Origin of the sequence: Cupriavidus alkaliphilus, from assembly GCF_900094595.1 — a bacterium.
GTDB lineage: Bacteria > Pseudomonadota > Gammaproteobacteria > Burkholderiales > Burkholderiaceae > Cupriavidus > Cupriavidus alkaliphilus.
On sequence record NZ_FMAD01000004.1, the window covers coordinates 549,487 to 568,708 of the forward strand.

Below are 19,222 nucleotides of genomic sequence, written 5' to 3' on the forward strand. Positions count from 1 at the left end.
CCCCCCGGCATGGGCCAGGGGGCAACTATTCCTTGTCCGCTTCGAGGCAGACCAGGCAGTTGTCTCCGGCTTCGGCCGATCAGGCCTTGAGGAAGGCCGCGAGATCGGCGTTGATGACCTCCGCCTGCGTCGTCGGCATTCCATGCGGGAAGCCTTTGTACGTCTTCAAGATGCCCTTCTTCAAGAGCTTGGCCGACAAGGGTCCGGATTCTGAGTAGGGCACGATTTGATCGTCATCGCCGTGCATCACCAGCACGGGTAGATTGATCTTCTTCAGATCCTCGGTAAAGTCGGTCTGCGAGAACGCCACGATACCGTCGTAATGCGCCTTCGCGCTACCCATCATTGCTTGCCGCCACCAGTTCTGGATAACGCCTTCCTGAGGCTTTGCGCCCGGCCGGTTGAAACCATAGAACGGCCCCGCGGGAAGGTCCCGGAAAAACTGTGCCCGATTGGTGGCCGTCTGCAGTTGCAGGCCGTCAAACACCTCCCTCGGCAGACCGCCCGGATGGGATGACGTCTTGACCATGAGCGGCGGAACCGCCGCAATCAGGCAGGCTTTCGAGGCCCGCTTCTCGCCGTGTCGCGCCAGGTAGCGCACAACTTCGCCACCGCCAGTGGAGTGGCCCACGTGGATGGCGCCCTTGAGGTCAAGATGCGTTACCACTGCTGCCAGGTCGTCGGCGTAGTGGTCCATATCGTGCCCTTCCCAAACCTGCGACGAGCGGCCATGGCCGCGCCGATCATGGGCAATGACGCGATAGCCCTTGGCTAGAAAGAACATCATCTGGGCATCCCAATCGTCGGAACTCAGCGGCCATCCGTGAGAGAAAACGATCGGCGTCGCATCGGCGGGGCCCCAGTCCTTAAAGAATATCTGGACTCCGTCCTTGGTCGTGACATAGTTCATGGCGAAATTCCTCTGTGAGGTTGCCGCGCTGTTCGGCGCGGTGGACGTCTTCGAAGCGGCCATAGCCGCGATAGGCAAGGACGCAGCGACTGCGGCCCCCGTTCCGAGTGAGAGCAGTTGGCGGCGGGTGACTCCCCCGGGGACAGACAGCGAGGTAGATGCAGGTTTCATGGCATTAAGACCTTTCTTAGTTCGTGCAAACGAAATGAACGGATAAAGCAGCGCCCTCGTCTTCCACTGGATGAATGAATGGCGACGTGATTGGGTCAAGAAAATGGGCTGGCATCGCCCCCACCGCCATCGCAACGGACCGATGAATCGATACTTGACGGGTTGCGTTGAATCCTAGACGTCATCCTTATCAGGCACTAGGCAAGCGCGGAGAAACAGCATGTTGTTCGCGCAGCGCCAATCCCTCGCCTGATTGCGGAACTCGTGGAATTGGAAAATCTGGCTCGCCTTGGTGGGCGCGCGGCAGTCGCTGCGGAATTTCGCGAAGACGGCAAGCGGCGGGCCGAAGGGCTACCCTGACGCACGTGGCCAGGGTGCAGGATGCGCCGGGCGCGCCCGCCCTGCAGATCAGGCGCGGCGAAGTGGAACTCGGCGGCCTCAGCTTGACCTTGCGTCCCGGCGAGAACATCGGGGTGGTGGGCCGCTCCGGCGCGGGCTGTGGCGGCACCAGAGCGGCGGCTTCCTGGGTGAAGAGCTGGACGAGGTGTCCGAATCGGTTCAGTAGGCGGCGGGCGACTGGCGGGAGCGTATCCCGGCTAGGCGGCCATCGCCCGGCGCTCCTCTTCGTCGAGCACGGGGCCGTCCAGCGTCACGCGCGAATGGTCGGTGCGGAATTTCCGGATGACCGGCTTCAGCTCTTCCTTGACGTGGGCTTCGCTGTAGCCGTTGAACAGGTGCCCCAGCAGGCCGCGACGCAGGTCGGAAGTCCCCATGATGTAGTCGGCGATCGGGAACGTGAGGTTCATGTTGTACTTCATCATGATGCCCATGTTGTGATGCGCGGTGTGGTGGCGGCGGATCGTGTTGATGAAGGGCATGTTGCGCACGAACCAGTTGTCATGCACGTGGCAGCAATAGTGGAAGGTCTCGTAGATGAGGTATTGCGCCACCATGGTGATGAAGACAAAGTAGCCGGCGTTGGCGTTGAAGATCAGCGAGGCCAAATAGCCCAGGCCGCCGCCGCCGACGCCAAGCGTCGCCAGCACGCGCCACGGGAAGAACACGATGCGGAATTCGCGCGTGGTATCGATGGTGGGCTCCTGGTCGGTGAAGTACTGGTGATGCTGGCGCGTGTGGCGCTCGTAGATGGCGCGCAGCGCAAAGACGTTGATGCGGCGGTGCATGACATAGCTGTGCAGGAACCATTCCACGAAGTTGCCGGCCAGGAATACCGGCAGGATCAGCGCCCACTCCCAGGTTACGTTGTGCAGCCGCTGGATGGCCCACCACAGCGCGCCGGTGCCCACGCCGTAGATCACTGCGATATGCAGCAAGCCGTTGTAGAGCGGGCTGATATCGGCCTTGTATTGCTCCCTGAACTTGCGTTGACGTTCGGTCATCATGATTGCATCTCCGAAAAGCTGCGCCGCACTAACATATTAGATGGATATAAAAGTGCGGCGTGCCAAAAAATGCCCCCGGTGGCCCAGGGGCGCCAATACAGGCGCGGCCGGACGCCGCGCGGCGAACCGTTAATGCGAGACTTCCTCCAGCGCCTTGCCGCGGGTTTCGACGCCCAGCAGCAGGACCGCCGCCGCGGCCACCGCAAAGGACAAGGCCCCGAGCGTGAAGACACCGCCCTGCCCCGCCACCGGCAGCAGCACGCCAACCAGGTAGGGTCCGGCCAGCGAGCCGATGCGGCCGACGGACGAGGCAAAGCCGGCGCCGGTCGCGCGGGAGCGCGTGGGGTACAGCTCCGGCGTATAGGCATAGAGCACGGACCACATGCCGAACAGGAAGAACTGCATGCACAGGCCTGCGGCGATCAGCTGCTCCACCGGCAGCCGGTGCACCGCCGCCTGGCCATAGGCATACGCAGCCACGGCGCTGCCGATCAGCATGAGCGCGCAGGTCGGCTTGCGGCCCCACTTTTCCAGCAGCCATGCCGAGAAGATGAATCCCGGGATGCCTGCCAGCGAGATATAGACCGTGTAGAGCACCGACTTGGTCACGGCATAGCCAGCCTGCTGCAGCAGCGCACCGAGCCACGTGGTCAGCCCGTAGTAGCCCAGCAGCGCAAAGAACCAGACTGACCACAGCATGATGGTGCGACGCGCATAGGGGCCGCTCCACAGTTCCATGAAGCGCGCCTTGCGGCTCGGCGCCTGGGTGCCGCCGAAGGTGGCGGAAACCGCCGGCAGCGGTCGGCCGGAGGCGCGTTCCACGCGCTGTTCTATGCCGGCCATGACGCTGTCGGCCTCGGACTTGCGCCCGACGTCCTCCAGCCAGCGCGGCGACTCCGGCACCATGCGGCGCACCACGAACACGAACACGGCCGGCACCGCCAGCGCGATAAAGATACCGCGCCAGCCGATCACGGGCAGCAGCAGGTAGGTCAGCGCGCCGGCCGCGATAAAGCCGATTGGCCAGAAGCCCTCCAGGATCGCGACATACTTGCCGCGGCTCTTCGCGGGCACGATCTCCGACACCATCGACAGGCCGATCGGAAACTCCATGCCCATGCCGAAGCCGAGCAGCACGCGATAGATCATCAGCGAGGTCACGCTGTCCGCCAGCCCGCACATCAGGCTGCCCACGCCCCAGAAGATCATGCTGACCTGGAACACCGGCTTGCGGCCGAAGCGGTCGGCCAGCAGGCCTGCGATGGCCGCGCCCAGGAACATCCCGAGGAAGCTGGAACTGGCCAGCAGCCCGGCCTGCGTCGCGCTCAGGCCGAACTCGGCCTTGATCGAGCCCAGCACGAAGGTCATCAGGCCCAGATCCATCGAATCGAAAAACCACGCCGTGGCGATGATGCCGAACAGCGAGCGCTGGTAGCCGGTCATCGGCAATCGTTCCAGCCGCGCCGCAATACCCGCCTCCAGCTTGAGGGCGCCTGCAGACATATCCATGGTTGTCTCCTGTGTCAATGAGACGCGCTCTTTGGTGGCGCGCTTTTGTAATATATTAGTTGCACATCGCTAATGTTCAAGTAATGGTTTACCGCGAGCCCGGCCTGCGGCCAGCGCAAGCGCAGCGGGGAATGCGTCGGGAAAGCGCCCTGCCCGCGCCCTATGCGACCCGGCGTGGTTGCGCCGGGGCGTGCGCTTCGGCGGACAGCGTGCCCGCCCACGCGTTGCGGACAATGGCGTCGTAGCGCGCGGAAACGTCGGGCACGGGAAAGGCTTTGGCCAGCCGGGTGACCGCCAGGGCATCGCGCACCAGCGCGTCGACGTCGCCCGCTGGGATGCCGCAAGCCTGGAGGGTGGTTGGCAGGCCGACGGCCGCCACCAGGCTGCGCACCGCCCCGGGCACGCGTGCCACCGCGATGTCCGGATCGCCGTCGCCGACGTCCAGCAAGCGGGCGATGGCCAGCAACTCCTCGCGGCGCACGTCGCCCAGTGCATCGAGCACATACGGCAGCATCACCGCGTTGGTGGTGCCATGCGACAGGTGCGTCTGCCCCGCGACGGCATAGGCAATGCCATGCACGGCGTTGAGTCCCGCGCTGCCGTATGACAGCGCCGCATAGACGCTGGCGTAGCTCATGCCGATGCGCGCTTCGCGGTCAGTGCCGTGCTGGCAGCTGCGCAACAGGTATCGGCCGCACAGGCGGATCGATTCGTGCGCAAACAGCATCGTCAGCGCGTTGCGGCCGCTGTAGCCGGGGTCCGCTTCGCCGCCGCGGTCAAAGCTGGCGGAATCGAGCGTCAGGTAGGACTCGATCGCATGGGTCAGCGCGTCGATGCCGGCATCCGCGGTGACCCGCGGCGGACAGGTGTAGGTGAATTCGGGATCGACCAGCGCCACCGCCGGGCGCAGCCGGTTGTCCATCACCGCCACCTTGGTCGCGTTGTCGGGATCGACCAGGATCGCGCCGGGCGTTGCCTCCGACCCGGTGCCGGCTGTGGTGGGCATCGCGACCAGCGGCAGGATGGGGGTGGCGGCACCGATGCTGCCAAGGAACGCGCGCACAGGCTTGCCGTCGGGCAGGGTCAGGCACAGCGCCTTGGCCAGGTCGATATTGCTGCCGCCGCCCAGCGCGATGACATGGTCGACCGCCACACTACCCAGGCGTTCGCGCACTGCCGCCGTGGCCGCGTCGCACAACGTGGTGGTCGGATCGGGCACGCCGCCGTCATAGACAAGCAGCTCGACGCCGTGCGCGCGGGCGCCGGCGACGAGTTCCTCCACCCACGGCGTGGCGCCGGTGAAGAACGTATCCGTCACCAGCAGGCCGCGGCGATAGCCGAGCCGGCGCAACAGCGCGGGCAGCTGCGCACGGCATCCAGCCCCCATGACCAGCCGCGCCGGCGCGCAGAAATATACGAGGTCTTCCACTCTCATGCTGTCTCCTGTGGGGTGATTTCGGCGTGTCAGGACTAGGCCAGCTGCGCGGGCCAGCGCGCACGCAGATGTTGGGCGATCTCCCGCATGCTTTGTGTCAGCACGCCATGGCCGGCGCCCTCGAGCACGAGCAGTTCGGCATCGGCAATGCCGTTGGCCAGCATTTCGCCGTGGCCAAGCGGGCAATCGTCGTCTTCACTCCCGTGGATGACGAGCGTCGGGCAACGCACCTGTGCCAGCGCCGCACGCTGGTCAGTGTGGCGGATCGACTCCCACGTCCACGCCACCGTGCGATGGTCTGCTGCCTCGCGCAGTCCCAGCCGCCGTTCGCGCACGGCAATGGCTTCCAGCAACGCGCCGGGTAGCGCGGGTCCAAACCATCGCACCGCGTTCAGCTGCGGTGTGCCGGAAACCAGCAACAGCTCTGCAGGCACCGGCTGTTTCGGGTGCTTGCGCGCACCGGCAACATAAGCCAGCGCCACGGATACGCCCATGCTCCATCCGGCCAGCACGAACGGGCCGCGCACGTAGTTGCAGAGCGTGCGGCGCAGCACTTCGGCGCCGGCATCGAGCGAGCAAGCCTGCGCATCGGGCGGCGGCATCGCCTTGCCGCGCCCGGGCAGGTTGGGCATGACGAACGTACAGCGATCGGCCAGCTGTTCCGCCAACGGCACCCAGGCGCCCCGCGTGCCCTGGATGCCATGCATGGCGACCACCGTCACCGGGCCCTGCCCTACGACCAGTACGTCCTCGCCTGCCATGCCGTCTCCGCACACATCTAATATATTAGTCGGATAATAGCAGAAAACAGCGTATGCGCAAGCTTGCGCGGTGCTGTGTACAAAAGCTGCGTACGGCTCATATACAATGGACTTTCCGTGCTCCCCGACCCTTGGCCATGAACGCAAGAACCACCACCCGCCCGCGCGCCGCGACCGCGCCAGAGCCTGAAGAGGCCGCCAGCCAGCGCGGCAAGCTGACCGACCTGGCTTACGAGCAGATCGAGGAGGCCATCGTGACCCTGCAGCTGGCGCCGGGCAGCTCGGTATCCGAGCTGCAGCTGAGCGAAATGACCGGCATCGGGCGCACGCCCATTCGCGAAGCGATCCAGCGGCTGGCGCGCGAGCACCTGATCATGGTGCTGCCGCAGCGGGGCTTGCTGATCGCGCCGATCGACGTCGGCAGGCAGTTGCGTCTGCTCGAGACCCGCCGCGAGGTGGAACGCCTGATCTGCCGCAGCGCCGCGCGGCGCGCGACGCCCGAGCAGCGCGATCATTTCAAGCGGCTGGCCAAGGAATTCGAACAGTCCTCACGCAACGGCGACGATGTCGCCTTCGTCCGCGCCGATCGCGAATTCAACGAACTCTGCCTGGTGGCGGCGCGCAATGAATTTGCCGAGGGCGCCATGCGGCTGATGCACGGCCTGTCGCGCCGTTTCTGGTACCTGCACTCCAAGGAAGCCGCGGACCTGCCCACCATGTCGAAGCTGCACGCCGCCGTGGCCTCGGCCATCGCGCGCGGCGAGGTTGACGGCGCCGGCGCTGCGCTCGACGCGCTGCTGGACAATATCGAGGAGTTCACGCGGGCGACAGTGCTGGGGGACTATCGATAGTCCGCAAGGGGGCCCCAGTCTGCCGCATACCGGCCGCCTGGCGCTATCAAGCAACGTCCGCCTGATTACACATGCCCCGCGGAATTCGCGACGCTCGCCGCGCCGTCTGCCGGCTCAATCGAGCGTGATGGCTTCGCGCTGGATCACCGACGTCCAATTGCTCTCCTCCCGTGCCACGCGCTTCGCGAAGTTGGGCGGATCGATCATCACGACATCGCCTTGCTGGCCCAGCGCTGTCTTCGCCTTGCTGTCCTCGAGAAGCCCTTGCGCGACCGAATGAAGCTTCTGGACGATCTGCGGGGGCGTGCCGGCCGGTACCAGCATGCCGATCCAGAAAGTCACGTCAAAGGGCGAGATGCCAAGCTCCTCCAGCGTTGGCACATCCGGCAACTGCGCCATGCGCTTCGGTGCGCTAACGGCGAGAGGCTTCAGCTTGCCCGCTTTTATCTGCGGCAGCGCCGTCCACGTGTCGAAGGCGGTATCCAGCTCGCCGCTGATCACGGCCAGTTGCGCCTGTGCCGCGGACTTGTACGGAATGTGCGTGGTCTTGATTTTGGTCCGGTTGTTCAGCATGGCGAAACTGAGATGCGCGATATTGCCCGGCCCGGCTGATCCATAGCTGACCTTGCCGGGATGCTGCGTCGCGTAGCGCACCAGCTCCGGCACCGAACCGATCGCGTTCTTCTGCGACCAGTCAGGGTTGGTGACGAGGATGAAAGGGGCCTCCAGGACCAGGGTGACCGGCGTGAAGTCTTTTGGCGAGTAGGTGCCCTTCTTGTAGATCTGCGGGTTGATGGTGATGCTGCTGGAGTTGGTGACCAGCAAGGTATACCCGTCGGACGCGGCCCTGGCAGCCTCGCCGACGCCGATCAGTCCGTTCGCGCCGGCCTTGTTTTCCACCACCACAGGCTGGCCGAGAGACTTGGTCAGGCGCTCGGAAAGCACCCGGGCCACAGTATCCGTGAATGATCCCGCAGGAAAGGGAACAATCATCCGTATCGGCTTGCTGGGCCAGCCGGTATTCTGGGCCGCGGCCGGCGCGGCCATGGTCGCGGCCACGATGCCAAGCGCGGCTGCCGCCATGCTGAGTTTGCCGGCCTTTGCGCCTGCCTGGCAGCGCTGGATCCATGTCGGTTGGTTCATGTCGTCTCCGTATCTTAATAGTGGTGTTGCTGAATACTTGCAGGGCTCATGGCACTTGCTTCGCCTGCTTTGGCTTCGCGACGGTGCCGGTGATGCCCCGTTGTTCCAGGCTTGCGATCTGGTCTGCGCTGAGCCCAAGCACGCGACGCAGCACGGCATCGGTGTGTTCGCCCAACGTCGGCGCGACACGGCGGATGGGCACGGGGTCCGGCCCGGTCCTGAACCATGCGGTGCTGGATGTGTAGGTGCCGACGTGGGCGCGCTCGACCTGGCGCCAGAATCCGCGCGCACATAGATGGGGGTCCTGCAGCACCTGCGACATGCGCCGCGCCACGCCGGCGGCGATGCCGGCCTGTTGCAGCTGCTGCATTGCCGCTTCGGCGTCGCGGACCACGCACCAGGACTTGATCGCCCGTTCGATCCTGTCCTCCTCGGCGCGCCGTCCGGAGGCCTGCGCCAGCCTGGGATCGGCCGCGAGGTCCGTCCGGCCGATCACCCGGCACAGCGCGGGCCAGTCCGCGTCGGTCACGGTCAGCACGATCCACGCATCGTCGCCTGCGCAACGGAAGCACCCATGCGGGGCATGCATCGGATGGCGATTGCCCTGCCGCGGCGACACGGCGCCGGCAACGGATTGCTCCAGCATGAACGGTGCGGCCATCGGCAACATGGCCTCTACCTGCGACAGGTTGATGTGCCGCCCCTGCCCCGTCGCCTGCTGGGCAAACAGCGCAAGCAGGATCGCCGCGCCGCCGTTCAGGCCGCCGATGGGATCGCCATAGGCGTACGAGGTCATGGCAGGCGGACCATCGGGGTGCCCCGTGTATAGCGGCAGCCCGCTGGCCTGCTCGAGCGTGCCGCCGTACGCGCGGGTATTGCTCCACGCGTTGCCGAGCCCGAAGGCCGGCATTGACAGCATCACCAGCCGTTCATTGCTGGCACGCAGGGTTTCGTAGTCCAGGCCGAGCTTTGGCAGGACCTCTGCGGAGTAATTCTCGATGACCGCGTCGGCACCTTCGACCAGCTGCAGCAGCAACTGCCTGCCTTCGGGCCGTGTCAGGTCCAGCGTGATCCCCAGCTTGTTGCGGTTCATCAGGTTAAAGTTCGCGTTCTTCTCGTACAGCCTGTCCCGATAGAATGCCTCGGTGAAATTGGCACCGCGCCACCAGTCGGGATAGCCGGTGCTCTCGACCTTGATGATCTCCGCGCCAAAGTCGGCCAGCGTCCGCGCCGCCAGCGGCCCCGCCCAGCCCATCGTCAGGTCGACGACGCGAATGCCCTCGAGCGGCAGGCGCTCGCCGGCCGTTCGCTTCAGCGTCAGTCGCGGGCGATGATCCAGTCCCGCCGCGCGGTAGTGCAGGTCATGCGCGCCCTTTGCCGGCGCAATGCCCCCGGGCAGCGGCCCCGCCTCATCGAGGCGCAGCGGCACCACCGGGCCTTCGAACGAAGCGCCGCCCACGCCGACCGGCACGAAGGCGCCGCGCTGCCGGTGCACCGCCTGGCCAAGCAGGGTCTCCATGGTCGGCACGATCACGGCCGGATGCTTCTTGTCGCCCAGGAACTCGAACCACTGCCGCGCCGTGCGCGCCAGGAAGGCAGGCGACAGCAGCGCGTCGATCTCGTCCGCCCGTTCCATCCGTTCCGGGCCGCTTGCGTAGCGTGGATCGCTGCCAAGGTCCGGACGGCCGATGGCCTCGCACAGGCCCTTCCACTGCGGCAGGGTGTGCGTAAAGATGCCGATCCACCCTTCGGCGGTCTGGTAGATGCCGGTCGGATGCGTGCCGCAGAACCGGTTGACGCCAAGGCGCTGCAGCGGATGGCGTTGGTCCTGCACCATGCCCGCTTCCATCTCGACCACGCCGAAGACCGCTTCGTGGGCGCTCAGCACATAGCGGCGGCTGCCCTGCGCGCTTCCGATCAGCGCCGCGACGGCGGCCGAGAATGCGCTCAGCCCGACCACGATCGCCGACTGCACGTCGTGCGGCATGTGCGGCGGCCCATCCGCGGGGCCGCTGCCGTGCACGGCGCCGGCAAGCCCGCGGCACACGGCCTCGGCGCCGGCGTAATGGCTGTATGGCCCGCTCTCGCCGAACCAGGTGAGTGCCACCTCGATCGGCTCATGCCATGGCGCGTCATCGGCCGCCCGCTGCCAGACCGGGGTGCCGAGAATGTCCGGGCCTGCATCCAGCGCACGGGCGTCCAGCACCACGTCGCACGTCAGCGCCAACTGTGCCAGCCAGGCGCCGTCCTCGGCCTTCCGGTCATCGGCGGTAACGCTGCGCTTGTTGGTGTTCAGCCACGCAAACAGCGCGCTTTCCGGATGCGCGGCGCCCGGTGCGCTGACCAGCGGCGGCATCCGCCGCCACGCGTCGCCCGCCGGGCTCTCCACCTTGATGACTTCGGCGCCGAAGTCGGAGAACAGCTTGCCCGCGTACGCCAGCGCCGCGCCGCTGCCGACCTCGAGCACGCGCAAGCCGTCCAGCGCCAGCTGCGCCGGGTCAAACCCATGCTTGATCATGGAAACCTCTTGGCTCTGTGTAGGGATTCGACGGGCACGGCGCTTACCACGCATCGATGAATCCGCGGCGCTCCCTGCGTCCGCGCAACTCGGCCGAGGCAATGCCCTGCGCGATCCACTTCCGTGTCTGCGCGGGGTCGATCACCGCATCGATCTCGACCGCGGCCGCGGTGTTGATCGCATGGCCGCGCTCGTAGGACTGGGCCACCAGCCTGTCGAACAGCGCCTTGCGCTCGGGGCCATCCGGCACGGCCTCGAGCTCCTTCTTGAAGCCCAGCCTGACCGCGCCCTCGAGACCCATCGGCCCGAATTCGCCGGTCGGCCACGACACGGTAAAGCTTGCCGAGCGGAAGCCACCGCCCGCCATGGCCATCGCGCCCAGGCCGTAGCCCTTGCGCAGCGTCACCGCCAGCAGCGCGACACGCAACTTGGCCGCTGTCAGGAACATGCGCGACACGTGCCGCACCTGGGCCCGGGCCTCGCATTCCGGCCCCACCATGAACCCCGGCGTGTCGATCAGCGAGATGATCGGCAGGCCATGTGCATCGCACAGCTGCATGAAGCGCGACGCCTTGTCCGCGGCGTCCGCATCGATGGCGCCGCCAAGGTGATACGGGTTATTGGCCATGATGCCGACGGGCTGGCCTTCCACGCGGGCCAGCGCGGTGTGGATGCCCGCGCCGAAGCCGGCGCGCAGCATCAGCACGCTGCCGGCGTCGGCGATGCCCTCGATGGCCTTGCGGGTGTCGTACACGCGCAGCCGGTTCGCGGGCACGACATGACGTAACGCCAGCGCTTCCGGCGCGCTCCAGTGCGCCACGCGCCCCTGGAACATGGACAGGTAGTGCTTCGCCGCCTGCACGGCTTGGGCCTCGTTGTCGACCAGGATATCGACCACGCCGTTGGCAACCTGCACCGATGCGGGACCGACTTCCTCCGGGCGGAAGATGCCGAGGCCGCCGCCTTCGATCATGGCCGGTCCCGCCATACCGATATTGGCTGACTTGTCGGCAATGATGACGTCGCAGCAGCCGAGGAAGGCCGCGTTGCCGGCAAAGCAGCGCCCCGAGACAATGCCCACCACCGGCACATTGCCGCTCAGCTCGGCAAAGGCGGCAAACGACGGCTGGTACAGCCCGGACACCGAAGGGAAATCCACGTCCCCGGGCCGGCCGCCACCGCCTTCGCCGAACAGCACCAGGGGCAGCTCGTCGCGCAGCGCCACCTCGACGATGCGGTCGGTCTTGATGTGGTTGCGCTTGCCCTGCGTGCCGGCCATCACCGTGGCGTCGTAGGCCATCACCGCGCTGCGTGCCCGCTCCTTGCCGACCAGTTCGCCGTTGATGTTGCCGATGCCGGTGATCAGGCCATCGGCGGGTGTGTTGACGATCAGGTCCTGCTGGCTGCGGCGCGACGCCTGCGCCGCGAGCGCGAGCGCGCCGTACTCGACGAAGGTCTCCGGATCGCACAGGTCGGCGACGTTTTCGCGCGCGGTGCGCTGGCCGCGCGCGCGGCGCCGCGCGACGGCATCGGGGCGCGCGGCATCATCCAGGTAGGCATGCCGGTCCAGCACGCGCTGCAGGTCCGCGCGGATCGCATCGGGGTCGGCCTGCTGCGCGGCGGCCACGGCGATGCCATCGGCCTGGAGCTGCTCCAGCACCATCAGCACCTGGTTTTCCGAGGCCAACGCGCCCGGCTCCAGGCGCAGGTCGACCACGCGCCCGCCGCATTCGGCGACGATGGCGTGCTCCATCTTCATGGCGTCGAGCACCGCAACCGTCTGGCCGGGCTTGACGACTTCGTCCAGCGCGACGCCAAGCTCCACCACCCTGCCCGTCAGCGGCGCACGGACAGCCACCAGGCCCTCGCCGATTTCCGCTTCCGGATCGGCGGGGCGCGGCGCCAGCGCCTGCGAAGGAGGGGTCGCGCCGCCCAGCAGGGCTTCGTGCGCGCGTCCGGCCTGCGCAATCGCCTCCGCCGCTGCGGTCAGCTCCTGCGCGATCGCCTCGAAGTGCCGGGTATGGACGTCCTGCGCGAGGAAATCGGCGCGCTGCACCAGCGCGCGCAGGAGGTTGAGGTTGGTCGGCACGCCGGCGATGCGGAACTCCGCCAGGCTGCGCTGCAGGCGCCGCACAGCCGCGTCGAACTTCGACGCTGCGCTGGTGACGATCAGCTTGGCCAGCAGGGTGTCGAAATTGGGCGACGGTTCATAGCCGGTGTAGCCATGGGAATCGACCCGAACGTCCGGGCCCGAAGGCGGGTCGAAGCGCTCCAGGCGGCCGTGTGCGGGACGCGCCAGGCCTTGCGCATCGGTCATTTCGGCGTTGATGCGCACCTGGATGGCATATCCGCGGGCTTGCGGCGGCGCGGCGGGATCCAGGCCGAGATCGGACAGCGTCTGCCCCGCGGCGATCCCGATCTGCAGCGCGACCAGGTCGACGCCGGTGACCTGCTCGGTGATGGTGTGCTCGACCTGCAAGCGCGGATTGGCTTCGATGAAGACAAAGTCCTTCTGCTCACCGGATTCGGTTTCCTCGACCAGGAACTCGAACGTGCCCAGGCTCTGGTAGTTGACGCGGCGCGCCAGCCTGAGCGCCGCCTTGATGATCTGCTCGCGCAGTTGCGGCTTCAGTACCGGGCTGGGGGCGATCTCGACCAGTTTCTGAAAGCGGCGCTGCAGGGTGCAGTCGCGTTCGCCGAGGGCAATCACGTGTGCGCCGTCGCCGGCGATCTGCACTTCGATATGGCGCGCACGCGCAACCAGCCGCTCGGCGTAGACGGCATCGATGCCAAAAGCCGAGCTGGCCTCGGAACGGCAGCGCGCATACGCTTCGGCCAGGTCTTCGCGCCGTCGGACCACGCGCATGCCGCGGCCGCCGCCACCGCCGACCGCCTTGATCACCACGCCCGCGCCGGCTTGCTGGTCGAAGAAGCTGGCGATTTCCTCCAGCGACGCCGCGCCGCGCGTCGCTGGCATGACCGGCACGTCGCTATCGGCCGCCAGTTCAAGCGCCCGCCCCTTGTCGCCGAACAGCGCGAGCTGCTCGACGGTGGGGCCGATAAAACGGATGCCGGCGTCGTGGCACGCCTGGGCAAAGTCGGCCCGTTCGCTGAGGAAGCCATAGCCCGGATGGATCGCATCGCAGCCGGCAGCTTTCGCCGCGGCGACGATGCCTGCCATGTCGAGGTACGCCGCCGGCCCGGCGCCGTCGAGGGCAACGGCCTCGTCCGCCAGGATCCGGTGCAGCGCGCCCTGGTCGTCGTGCGAATAGACCGAGACGGTCCCGATTTCGAGATCGCGTGCGGCGCGCAGCACGCGCAGCGCGATCTCCCCTCGATTGGCGATCAACAGCTTCTTCAATGCAGTCTCCTCTCTGTAATTCGATGTCGGCGGCGTGCCCGTGATGCCTGGCCCGGCCGCTCAGGGCCGGATGCCAAAGCGGCTGATCCCCGCTTCGCGCAGCGGCGCCGCCAGGTTGGCGAACTCGCACAGCAGCGTGCGGGTGTCGCGCGGGTCGATGATGTCCTCGATGACGAAGGCTTCCGCGCTGCGGAACGGCGACGTCAGGCTGCGCACGCGCAGCTCGATCTCGGCGCGCTTCTGCACCGGATCGTCGGCGCCTTCGATCTCGGCCTTGTAGGCGACGTCCAGGCCGCCTTCGAGCGGCAATGCACCCCAGTTGGCGGAGGGCCAGGCATAGCGGAAATTGAAGCGCCCCATGTGCTGGTGGGCGGCCGCCGACACGCCATAGGCGCGGCGCAGGATCACCGAGCACCACGGCACGGTGGCCTGGTAGAGCGCAGACAGCGCGCGCACGCCATAGCGCATGATCCCGGCTCTTTCGGCCTCCAGGCCTACCTGGAAGCCGGCCGTATCGACCAGGTTGACCACCGGCAGGTGGAAGGCCTGGGCCATGTCGACGAAGCGCGTGAATTTCTCGGCGCTGTCGCTGTCCCAGCTGCCGCCATGGAAGGACGGGTCGCTGGCGATCACCGCCACCGGCCAGCCATCCAGGCGGGCCAGCGCGGTGATGACGGCGCAGCCCCAGTGCCTGCCGGTCTCAAAGCAGGAATCGGCATCCACCAGGGCCTGCAAGATCGGACGGATCTGGTAATCCACTCGGCTGTCCCGTGGAATCGCCGACAGCAGCCATTCATCGCGGCGCGCGGCATCGTCCTCGGGCGCGCTGCGCGGCGGCAGTTCAAAGACGGAGGGCGGCAGATAGGACAGGAACCGGCGCGCGCGCGCGAAGGCCTCCTGCTCGGTGGCGACCTCATCGTCGACCACGCCGTTGCGGGTGTGGATCTGGCTGCCGCCCAGCTCGTTCTTGCTCAGGGCCTCGCCCACGCGGGCCACGACCGACGGCGGCCCCTCGCTGAACAGTTGCGAGGTTTCCCTGACCATCACCGAATAGTGGCTGGCGGCCACGCGCGCCGCGCCCATGCCCGCCACCGAGCCCAACGCCAGCGACACCACCGGCACCACCGACATGTTCTCCACCACGTGTTGCCAGACCTTCATGGTCGGGATCAGGGTATGACCCTTGATCTCGATATTGCGCACCGATCCGCCGCCGCCGGTACCGTCGACCAGCCGGATCATCGGCAGCCGCAGGTCATGCGCCATCTTCTCGGCGTGGACCAGCTTGTCCCCCACGGCGCCCTCGTTGGCACCGCCGCGCACGGTGAAATCGTCGCCCACCAGGACCGCCGGCCGGCCGCCGACCTGCGCACGGCCCATCACCAGGTTCGATGGAACCAGGTCCACCAGCCGCCCGTTGCTGTCGTAGCGGCCGCTACCGGTCAGGCCCCCGACCTCCTGGAACGAGCCGGGGTCCGCCAAGGCGTCGATCCGCTCACGCACCGTCAGCTTGCCGGCTGCCTTATGGCGCTCCACCTTGCCTTCGCCCCCCATCCGGGCGGCGAGCCGACGACGGTGGGCCAGTTCATCGATTTCAGGCTGCCAGCTCACGGTCTTCTCCTGTGTCTGTGTGCGATACATGTATTGCCAACAGCTCGCAGGAGCCATGCCAGCCTGCCACAACGCAGCTATGCATTGATTTCATTGAATAATTTCTTGGTCGCCATTACGATGTCTCCAATGACTACACGATGTGTCCACATAGAAGGCACGCACGGAGACACAGAATGTCCTCAGCGACGACATACGACGCAGACAAAGTCGCGCTTGGCGTGCTCGTCTGTGCGCGCGACGGGGCCCGCGAAGCAGCACTCGGCGCCTGTACCGACCCCGCCATCGCCGACGCGGCGTTCGCTGCATCCGCGCGCGCCGGCGCAACCGGTTCGGCACGCAGGCTGTTTCCCGTCGACGCAGCCGACCGGCGATTCATCGGCCTGTCCCTGGACGACGGCGACCGCCAGCTGATCGTTCTGCATCGCGCCGATACCCAGGCCGTGCTGCTCGACTTCCTCGTCGCGGTGCCCTTCGCCGGCGCGATCCTGGATTACTTCCTGAACGACCCGTACCAGGCCATCACCGTGGTCGACAAGGTGGGACGGGTGCGCTTCATCAGTCCCGTCCATGAGAAATTCCTGGGACTCGACACCGGCGCCGGCATCGGCCGTCCGGCGGCCGAAGTCATCCCCAATTCGCGGCTGCCGCAGGTGGTGGCCAGCGGGAAGGCCGAGATCGGCCAGTTGCAGCAGCTTGACGGTGCCACCCGTGTGGTCAACCGCATGCCGATCCGCCAGGACGGCGAGGTGGTGGGCGCCATCGGGCAGGTCATGTTCAAGGGGCCAGAAGCGCTTGTTCGCATGCACAAGGAACTGGTTGACTTGCGCTCCGAGGTGGCGCGCTACCAGCGCGAGGTCGATGGTCTTCGCCACGGCCTGCACGAACGGCAACCGACGTTCGGCCTGATCGGCGAAAGCGCGCCGATGCAGCGCCTGCGCCGGGAAATCCAGACCGTGGCCCGCCTTGACGTGCCGGTGCTGATCCTGGGCGAAAGCGGCACGGGCAAGGAGCTGGTAGCCCGAGCGATCCACAGCGCCGGCGCCGAGCCGGCCAGCGCGCGCCCGCTGGTCAGCCTGAACCTCGCGGCCCTGCCCGCCACACTGATCGAGTCGGAGTTGTTCGGCCACGCACCCGGCGCCTTCACCGGGAGCCAGCGCCAGGGACAGGCGGGCAAGCTCGAACTGGCGGCGGGCGGCACGGTCTTTCTCGACGAGGTCGCCGACATCCCGCTGGAAATGCAGGTCAAGCTGTTGCGCGTGCTGGAAGACCACATGGTCGAGCGCCTTGGCAGCCGCCGCGCGCAGCGGGTCGACTTCCGGCTGGTCACCGCCACCAACCGCGACATTCCTGAACTGATCGACGCCGGGCGTTTTCGCCTTGACCTGTACTACCGGCTCAGCGGCGTGGTGCTGCGCATCCCCGCGCTGAGCCAGCGGCGCGAGGACATTCCAGCGCTGCTGCAGCATTTCGTCGACGCCTTCTGCACGCGCAACGCCATGCCGGCGCCAGGCATCGACCACGAGGTAGCGCGTTACCTCGCCGGCCAGCCATGGCCCGGCAATGTGCGCCAGCTGCGCCAGCGCATCGAGGAGGCACTGGTGTTCTGCGATGGCAGGACGCTGCGCGTGGCGGATCTTGCGCGCGGCGAGTCGGCGCGCGGACTATCGGGACTGCAAAGCCAGCCCGCTGTGCATGCCCCCGAAGATGCGTATCCATACGAGATTGCCGCGACGGAAGACGTGCCATCCCCCCCTCCCGCACACCGCTCACCTGCCGAGCCCGCCGCGGACATGCGGGAGCTGGCCTATGCCGCGGTGATGGACGCCGTCGCGCGCCACGGTGGCAACAAGAAACGCGCGGCCGAGCAACTGGGGATCTCCCGCTCGCATCTGTACAAGATCCTGGAGCGCGGGCCGCACGGCTTGCGATTGAAATAGGGACGCCGCTCCGCTCAGGTCAGCTTGGCAGCGCTACATACTCGCCGAGTAAAGCCCCCGCTTCGCATATTTGAATTCCAAAGAAAATGTCCCGACAAGGCCGCGGGTGGCGCAAGGCGTAAGATGCGCGGAACCACAAATTTCATAAGTCTTCGAGACTCCCAATGAATCAGTGCGCGTCGTCGTATAAGGGGGCCTGCCTTTGCGGGCAAGTGGAGTTTCAACTTACTGGTGAACCTCTGACATTCTATGTATGTCACTGCACCGTATGCCAACGTCGAACCGGGGGTGCGGCGCTACCTGTCATGTTGGTCCCCAGAACGCATCTGCGTATTCTTTCGGGCGAGGCTCCTCTAGTAGAGTTCGAAGTCAATGAAAAGCATCGACGGCGTAGCCGAATATGTCCGCGTTGTGACACGCGGCTTTGGGCAGAACCCTTGGACAAGCCCAACATCTCGATACTCAGGCCGGGTAACCTGTACGATCAGCGTCGCTTCGAACCGGTTGCCCACGTCTACACACGTAGCAAGCAATCCTGGTTTCTTATTCCAGACTCCGTGGCGCAATTCGAGACCTATCCCGCGGACCCAGAGATGCTAATTTCTCTGTGGCGGCAAGCAAGCAGGAGTGGCGCGGGCGACTAGAGCCTGCTTCTACGACCGGATGCTCTCCGCAAGCACGCCAGGAACCACTGCGCCAGTGCCGGCACCGGCCGCTGCGGATTGAACAGGATGTGGCTCTCGAAGGCGATGACCGGCTCGAACGGAATTGCCTTCACACCCGCCGGCTTCAGGCTGCGCACCACCAGCGGGTTGACCACGCTGACCCCCAACCCCATGCCCACCATCGTGCAAATGGTGGCCGCGTATGGGGTCTCCAGCGTCAGCACGCGCCGGTCTGCCGGCACGAACGCGGCGTCGACCGTGGTGCGGGTGCCGTCGCCATGCGTCAGCGAGATAAAGCGCTCGCCATCGAGGTCGCTGGCGTTGAGGCGGCGCTTGCGCGCCAGCCGGTGCGTTGCCGGCACGATGCATACGCCGTCCTCGCGGCGCAGCAACTCGCTGCGGATGCCGGTGGTCTCGGCCATGTACGACACCAGCCCGATATCGCAGAAGCGCGCCGCGGTCCATTTGGCCACCGTGGGCGAATCATTGGTATGGACGGCGATCGGCACGTCCGGATAGCGCTCCCGGAAGGCCAGGATTGCCTGCGGCATCACGCTCATCGCGATCGACGGCACGGTGCCGATGCGCAGCGTGCCCACGCCGGATTCACGGATCGACCGGGCCGATGCGCGCAGGCTGTCGAGGCCGACGAAGGATCGCTCCACGTCGAGAAACAAGGCTTCGGCCTCGTCCGTCGGCGCGAGCCGGTTGCCAACGCGCTCGAACAGCCGGAAGCCCGCCTCTTGTTCCAGCTGCCCGATCACGCGGCTGATGTTGGGCTGCGAGGTATGTAGCTGTGCGGCGGCTTCGGTCATCGAGCGCGTCAGCATGACGGCCCGGAATGCTTCGATCTGCTTGTAGTTCATGGCTGGCGACGGTTGGGGTCAGCGGGCTTGCGCGCAGCATATCAAATCCGTATAGGCAGGGCAAAATTACTGATTTGA

General features: G+C 66.5%; 13 protein-coding genes. 3 read left to right on the forward strand and 10 right to left on the reverse strand.

The window, feature by feature from the left end; all coding sequences use genetic code 11:
• Positions 1-79: 79 nt before the first annotated feature.
• The 5 genes from GA0116996_RS11815 to GA0116996_RS11835 form a co-directional block, all read right to left on the reverse strand.
• Positions 80-910, reverse strand: a complete 831-nt coding sequence (locus tag GA0116996_RS11815; RefSeq protein WP_092311103.1) for an alpha/beta fold hydrolase — start codon at positions 908-910, stop codon at positions 80-82.
• Between the two features lie 767 nt (positions 911-1,677).
• Positions 1,678-2,484, reverse strand: a complete 807-nt coding sequence (locus GA0116996_RS11820; RefSeq protein ID WP_092311106.1) for a sterol desaturase family protein — start codon at positions 2,482-2,484, stop codon at positions 1,678-1,680.
• 129 nt (positions 2,485-2,613) lie between these two features.
• The gene (locus tag GA0116996_RS11825) at positions 2,614-3,993 is read right to left on the reverse strand and encodes an MFS transporter (protein WP_092311108.1); all 1,380 of its coding nucleotides are present in this window, start codon (positions 3,991-3,993) and stop codon (positions 2,614-2,616) included.
• Positions 3,994-4,153: 160 nt separating this feature from the next.
• The gene (locus GA0116996_RS11830; RefSeq protein ID WP_092311111.1) at positions 4,154-5,428 is read right to left on the reverse strand and encodes an iron-containing alcohol dehydrogenase; all 1,275 of its coding nucleotides are present in this window, start codon (positions 5,426-5,428) and stop codon (positions 4,154-4,156) included.
• Between the two features lie 35 nt (positions 5,429-5,463).
• Positions 5,464-6,189 carry an alpha/beta fold hydrolase gene (locus GA0116996_RS11835; RefSeq protein ID WP_092311114.1) on the reverse strand — a complete coding sequence of 242 codons (726 nt, stop codon included), beginning with the start codon at positions 6,187-6,189 and terminating at the stop codon, positions 5,464-5,466.
• Between the two features lie 137 nt (positions 6,190-6,326).
• Between GA0116996_RS11835 and GA0116996_RS11840 the strand changes: the two genes are divergently transcribed.
• Entirely contained in the window at positions 6,327-7,040 is a 714-nt protein-coding gene (locus tag GA0116996_RS11840; RefSeq protein WP_092311117.1) for a GntR family transcriptional regulator, read from the forward strand.
• A 114-nt stretch (positions 7,041-7,154) separates the two neighbouring features.
• On the opposite strand, the gene GA0116996_RS11845 is transcribed toward GA0116996_RS11840, so the two are convergent.
• The 4 genes from GA0116996_RS11845 to GA0116996_RS11860 are packed head-to-tail and all read right to left on the reverse strand — an operon-like array spanning position 7,155 to position 15,673.
• A complete protein-coding gene (locus GA0116996_RS11845; RefSeq protein WP_092311120.1) occupies positions 7,155-8,183 on the reverse strand; it encodes a tripartite tricarboxylate transporter substrate binding protein in 1,029 nt (342 codons plus the stop codon).
• 46 nt (positions 8,184-8,229) lie between these two features.
• Positions 8,230-10,701: a CaiB/BaiF CoA-transferase family protein gene (locus tag GA0116996_RS11850; RefSeq protein ID WP_092311123.1), complete on the reverse strand. Its 2,472-nt coding sequence runs from the start codon at positions 10,699-10,701 to the stop codon at positions 8,230-8,232.
• Positions 10,702-10,744: 43 nt separating this feature from the next.
• Entirely contained in the window at positions 10,745-14,062 is a 3,318-nt protein-coding gene (locus GA0116996_RS11855) for an acetyl-CoA carboxylase family protein (RefSeq protein ID WP_092311126.1), read from the reverse strand.
• A gap of 60 nt (positions 14,063-14,122) precedes the next feature.
• The gene (locus tag GA0116996_RS11860; protein WP_092311129.1) at positions 14,123-15,673 is read right to left on the reverse strand and encodes an acyl-CoA carboxylase subunit beta; all 1,551 of its coding nucleotides are present in this window, start codon (positions 15,671-15,673) and stop codon (positions 14,123-14,125) included.
• A gap of 176 nt (positions 15,674-15,849) precedes the next feature.
• Here GA0116996_RS11860 and GA0116996_RS11865 point away from each other — a divergent pair, with 176 nt between their 5' ends.
• Both GA0116996_RS11865 and GA0116996_RS11870 read left to right on the forward strand, forming a co-directional pair.
• The gene (locus tag GA0116996_RS11865; protein WP_092311132.1) at positions 15,850-17,613 is read left to right on the forward strand and encodes a sigma-54 interaction domain-containing protein; all 1,764 of its coding nucleotides are present in this window, start codon (positions 15,850-15,852) and stop codon (positions 17,611-17,613) included.
• 164 nt (positions 17,614-17,777) lie between these two features.
• A complete protein-coding gene (locus GA0116996_RS11870; protein ID WP_092311135.1) occupies positions 17,778-18,257 on the forward strand; it encodes a GFA family protein in 480 nt (159 codons plus the stop codon).
• On the opposite strand, the gene GA0116996_RS11875 is transcribed toward GA0116996_RS11870, so the two are convergent.
• Positions 18,254-19,144 carry a LysR substrate-binding domain-containing protein gene (locus GA0116996_RS11875; RefSeq protein WP_092311138.1) on the reverse strand — a complete coding sequence of 297 codons (891 nt, stop codon included), beginning with the start codon at positions 19,142-19,144 and terminating at the stop codon, positions 18,254-18,256. The two genes, GA0116996_RS11870 and GA0116996_RS11875, sit on opposite strands and share 4 nt — an antisense overlap.
• Positions 19,145-19,222 lie beyond the last annotated feature (78 nt).

Excerpts from the sequence above, each read along its gene's own strand:
- GA0116996_RS11835 (WP_092311114.1), bottom strand. The coding sequence starts at position 6,189 with ATGGCAGGCGAGGACGTACTGGTCGTAGGGCAGGGCCCGGTGACGGTG.
- GA0116996_RS11840 (WP_092311117.1), top strand. The coding sequence starts at position 6,327 with ATGAACGCAAGAACCACCACCCGCCCGCGCGCCGCGACCGCGCCAGAG.
- GA0116996_RS11870 (WP_092311135.1), top strand. The coding sequence starts at position 17,778 with ATGAATCAGTGCGCGTCGTCGTATAAGGGGGCCTGCCTTTGCGGGCAA.
- GA0116996_RS11875 (WP_092311138.1), bottom strand. The coding sequence starts at position 19,144 with ATGAACTACAAGCAGATCGAAGCATTCCGGGCCGTCATGCTGACGCGC.
- GA0116996_RS11830 (WP_092311111.1), bottom strand. The coding sequence starts at position 5,428 with ATGAGAGTGGAAGACCTCGTATATTTCTGCGCGCCGGCGCGGCTGGTC.
- GA0116996_RS11815 (WP_092311103.1), bottom strand. The coding sequence starts at position 910 with ATGAACTATGTCACGACCAAGGACGGAGTCCAGATATTCTTTAAGGAC.
- GA0116996_RS11820 (WP_092311106.1), bottom strand. The coding sequence starts at position 2,484 with ATGATGACCGAACGTCAACGCAAGTTCAGGGAGCAATACAAGGCCGAT.
- GA0116996_RS11845 (WP_092311120.1), bottom strand. The coding sequence starts at position 8,183 with ATGAACCAACCGACATGGATCCAGCGCTGCCAGGCAGGCGCAAAGGCC.
- GA0116996_RS11850 (WP_092311123.1), bottom strand. The coding sequence starts at position 10,701 with ATGATCAAGCATGGGTTTGACCCGGCGCAGCTGGCGCTGGACGGCTTG.
- GA0116996_RS11865 (WP_092311132.1), top strand. The coding sequence starts at position 15,850 with ATGTCCTCAGCGACGACATACGACGCAGACAAAGTCGCGCTTGGCGTG.
- GA0116996_RS11825 (WP_092311108.1), bottom strand. The coding sequence starts at position 3,993 with ATGGATATGTCTGCAGGCGCCCTCAAGCTGGAGGCGGGTATTGCGGCG.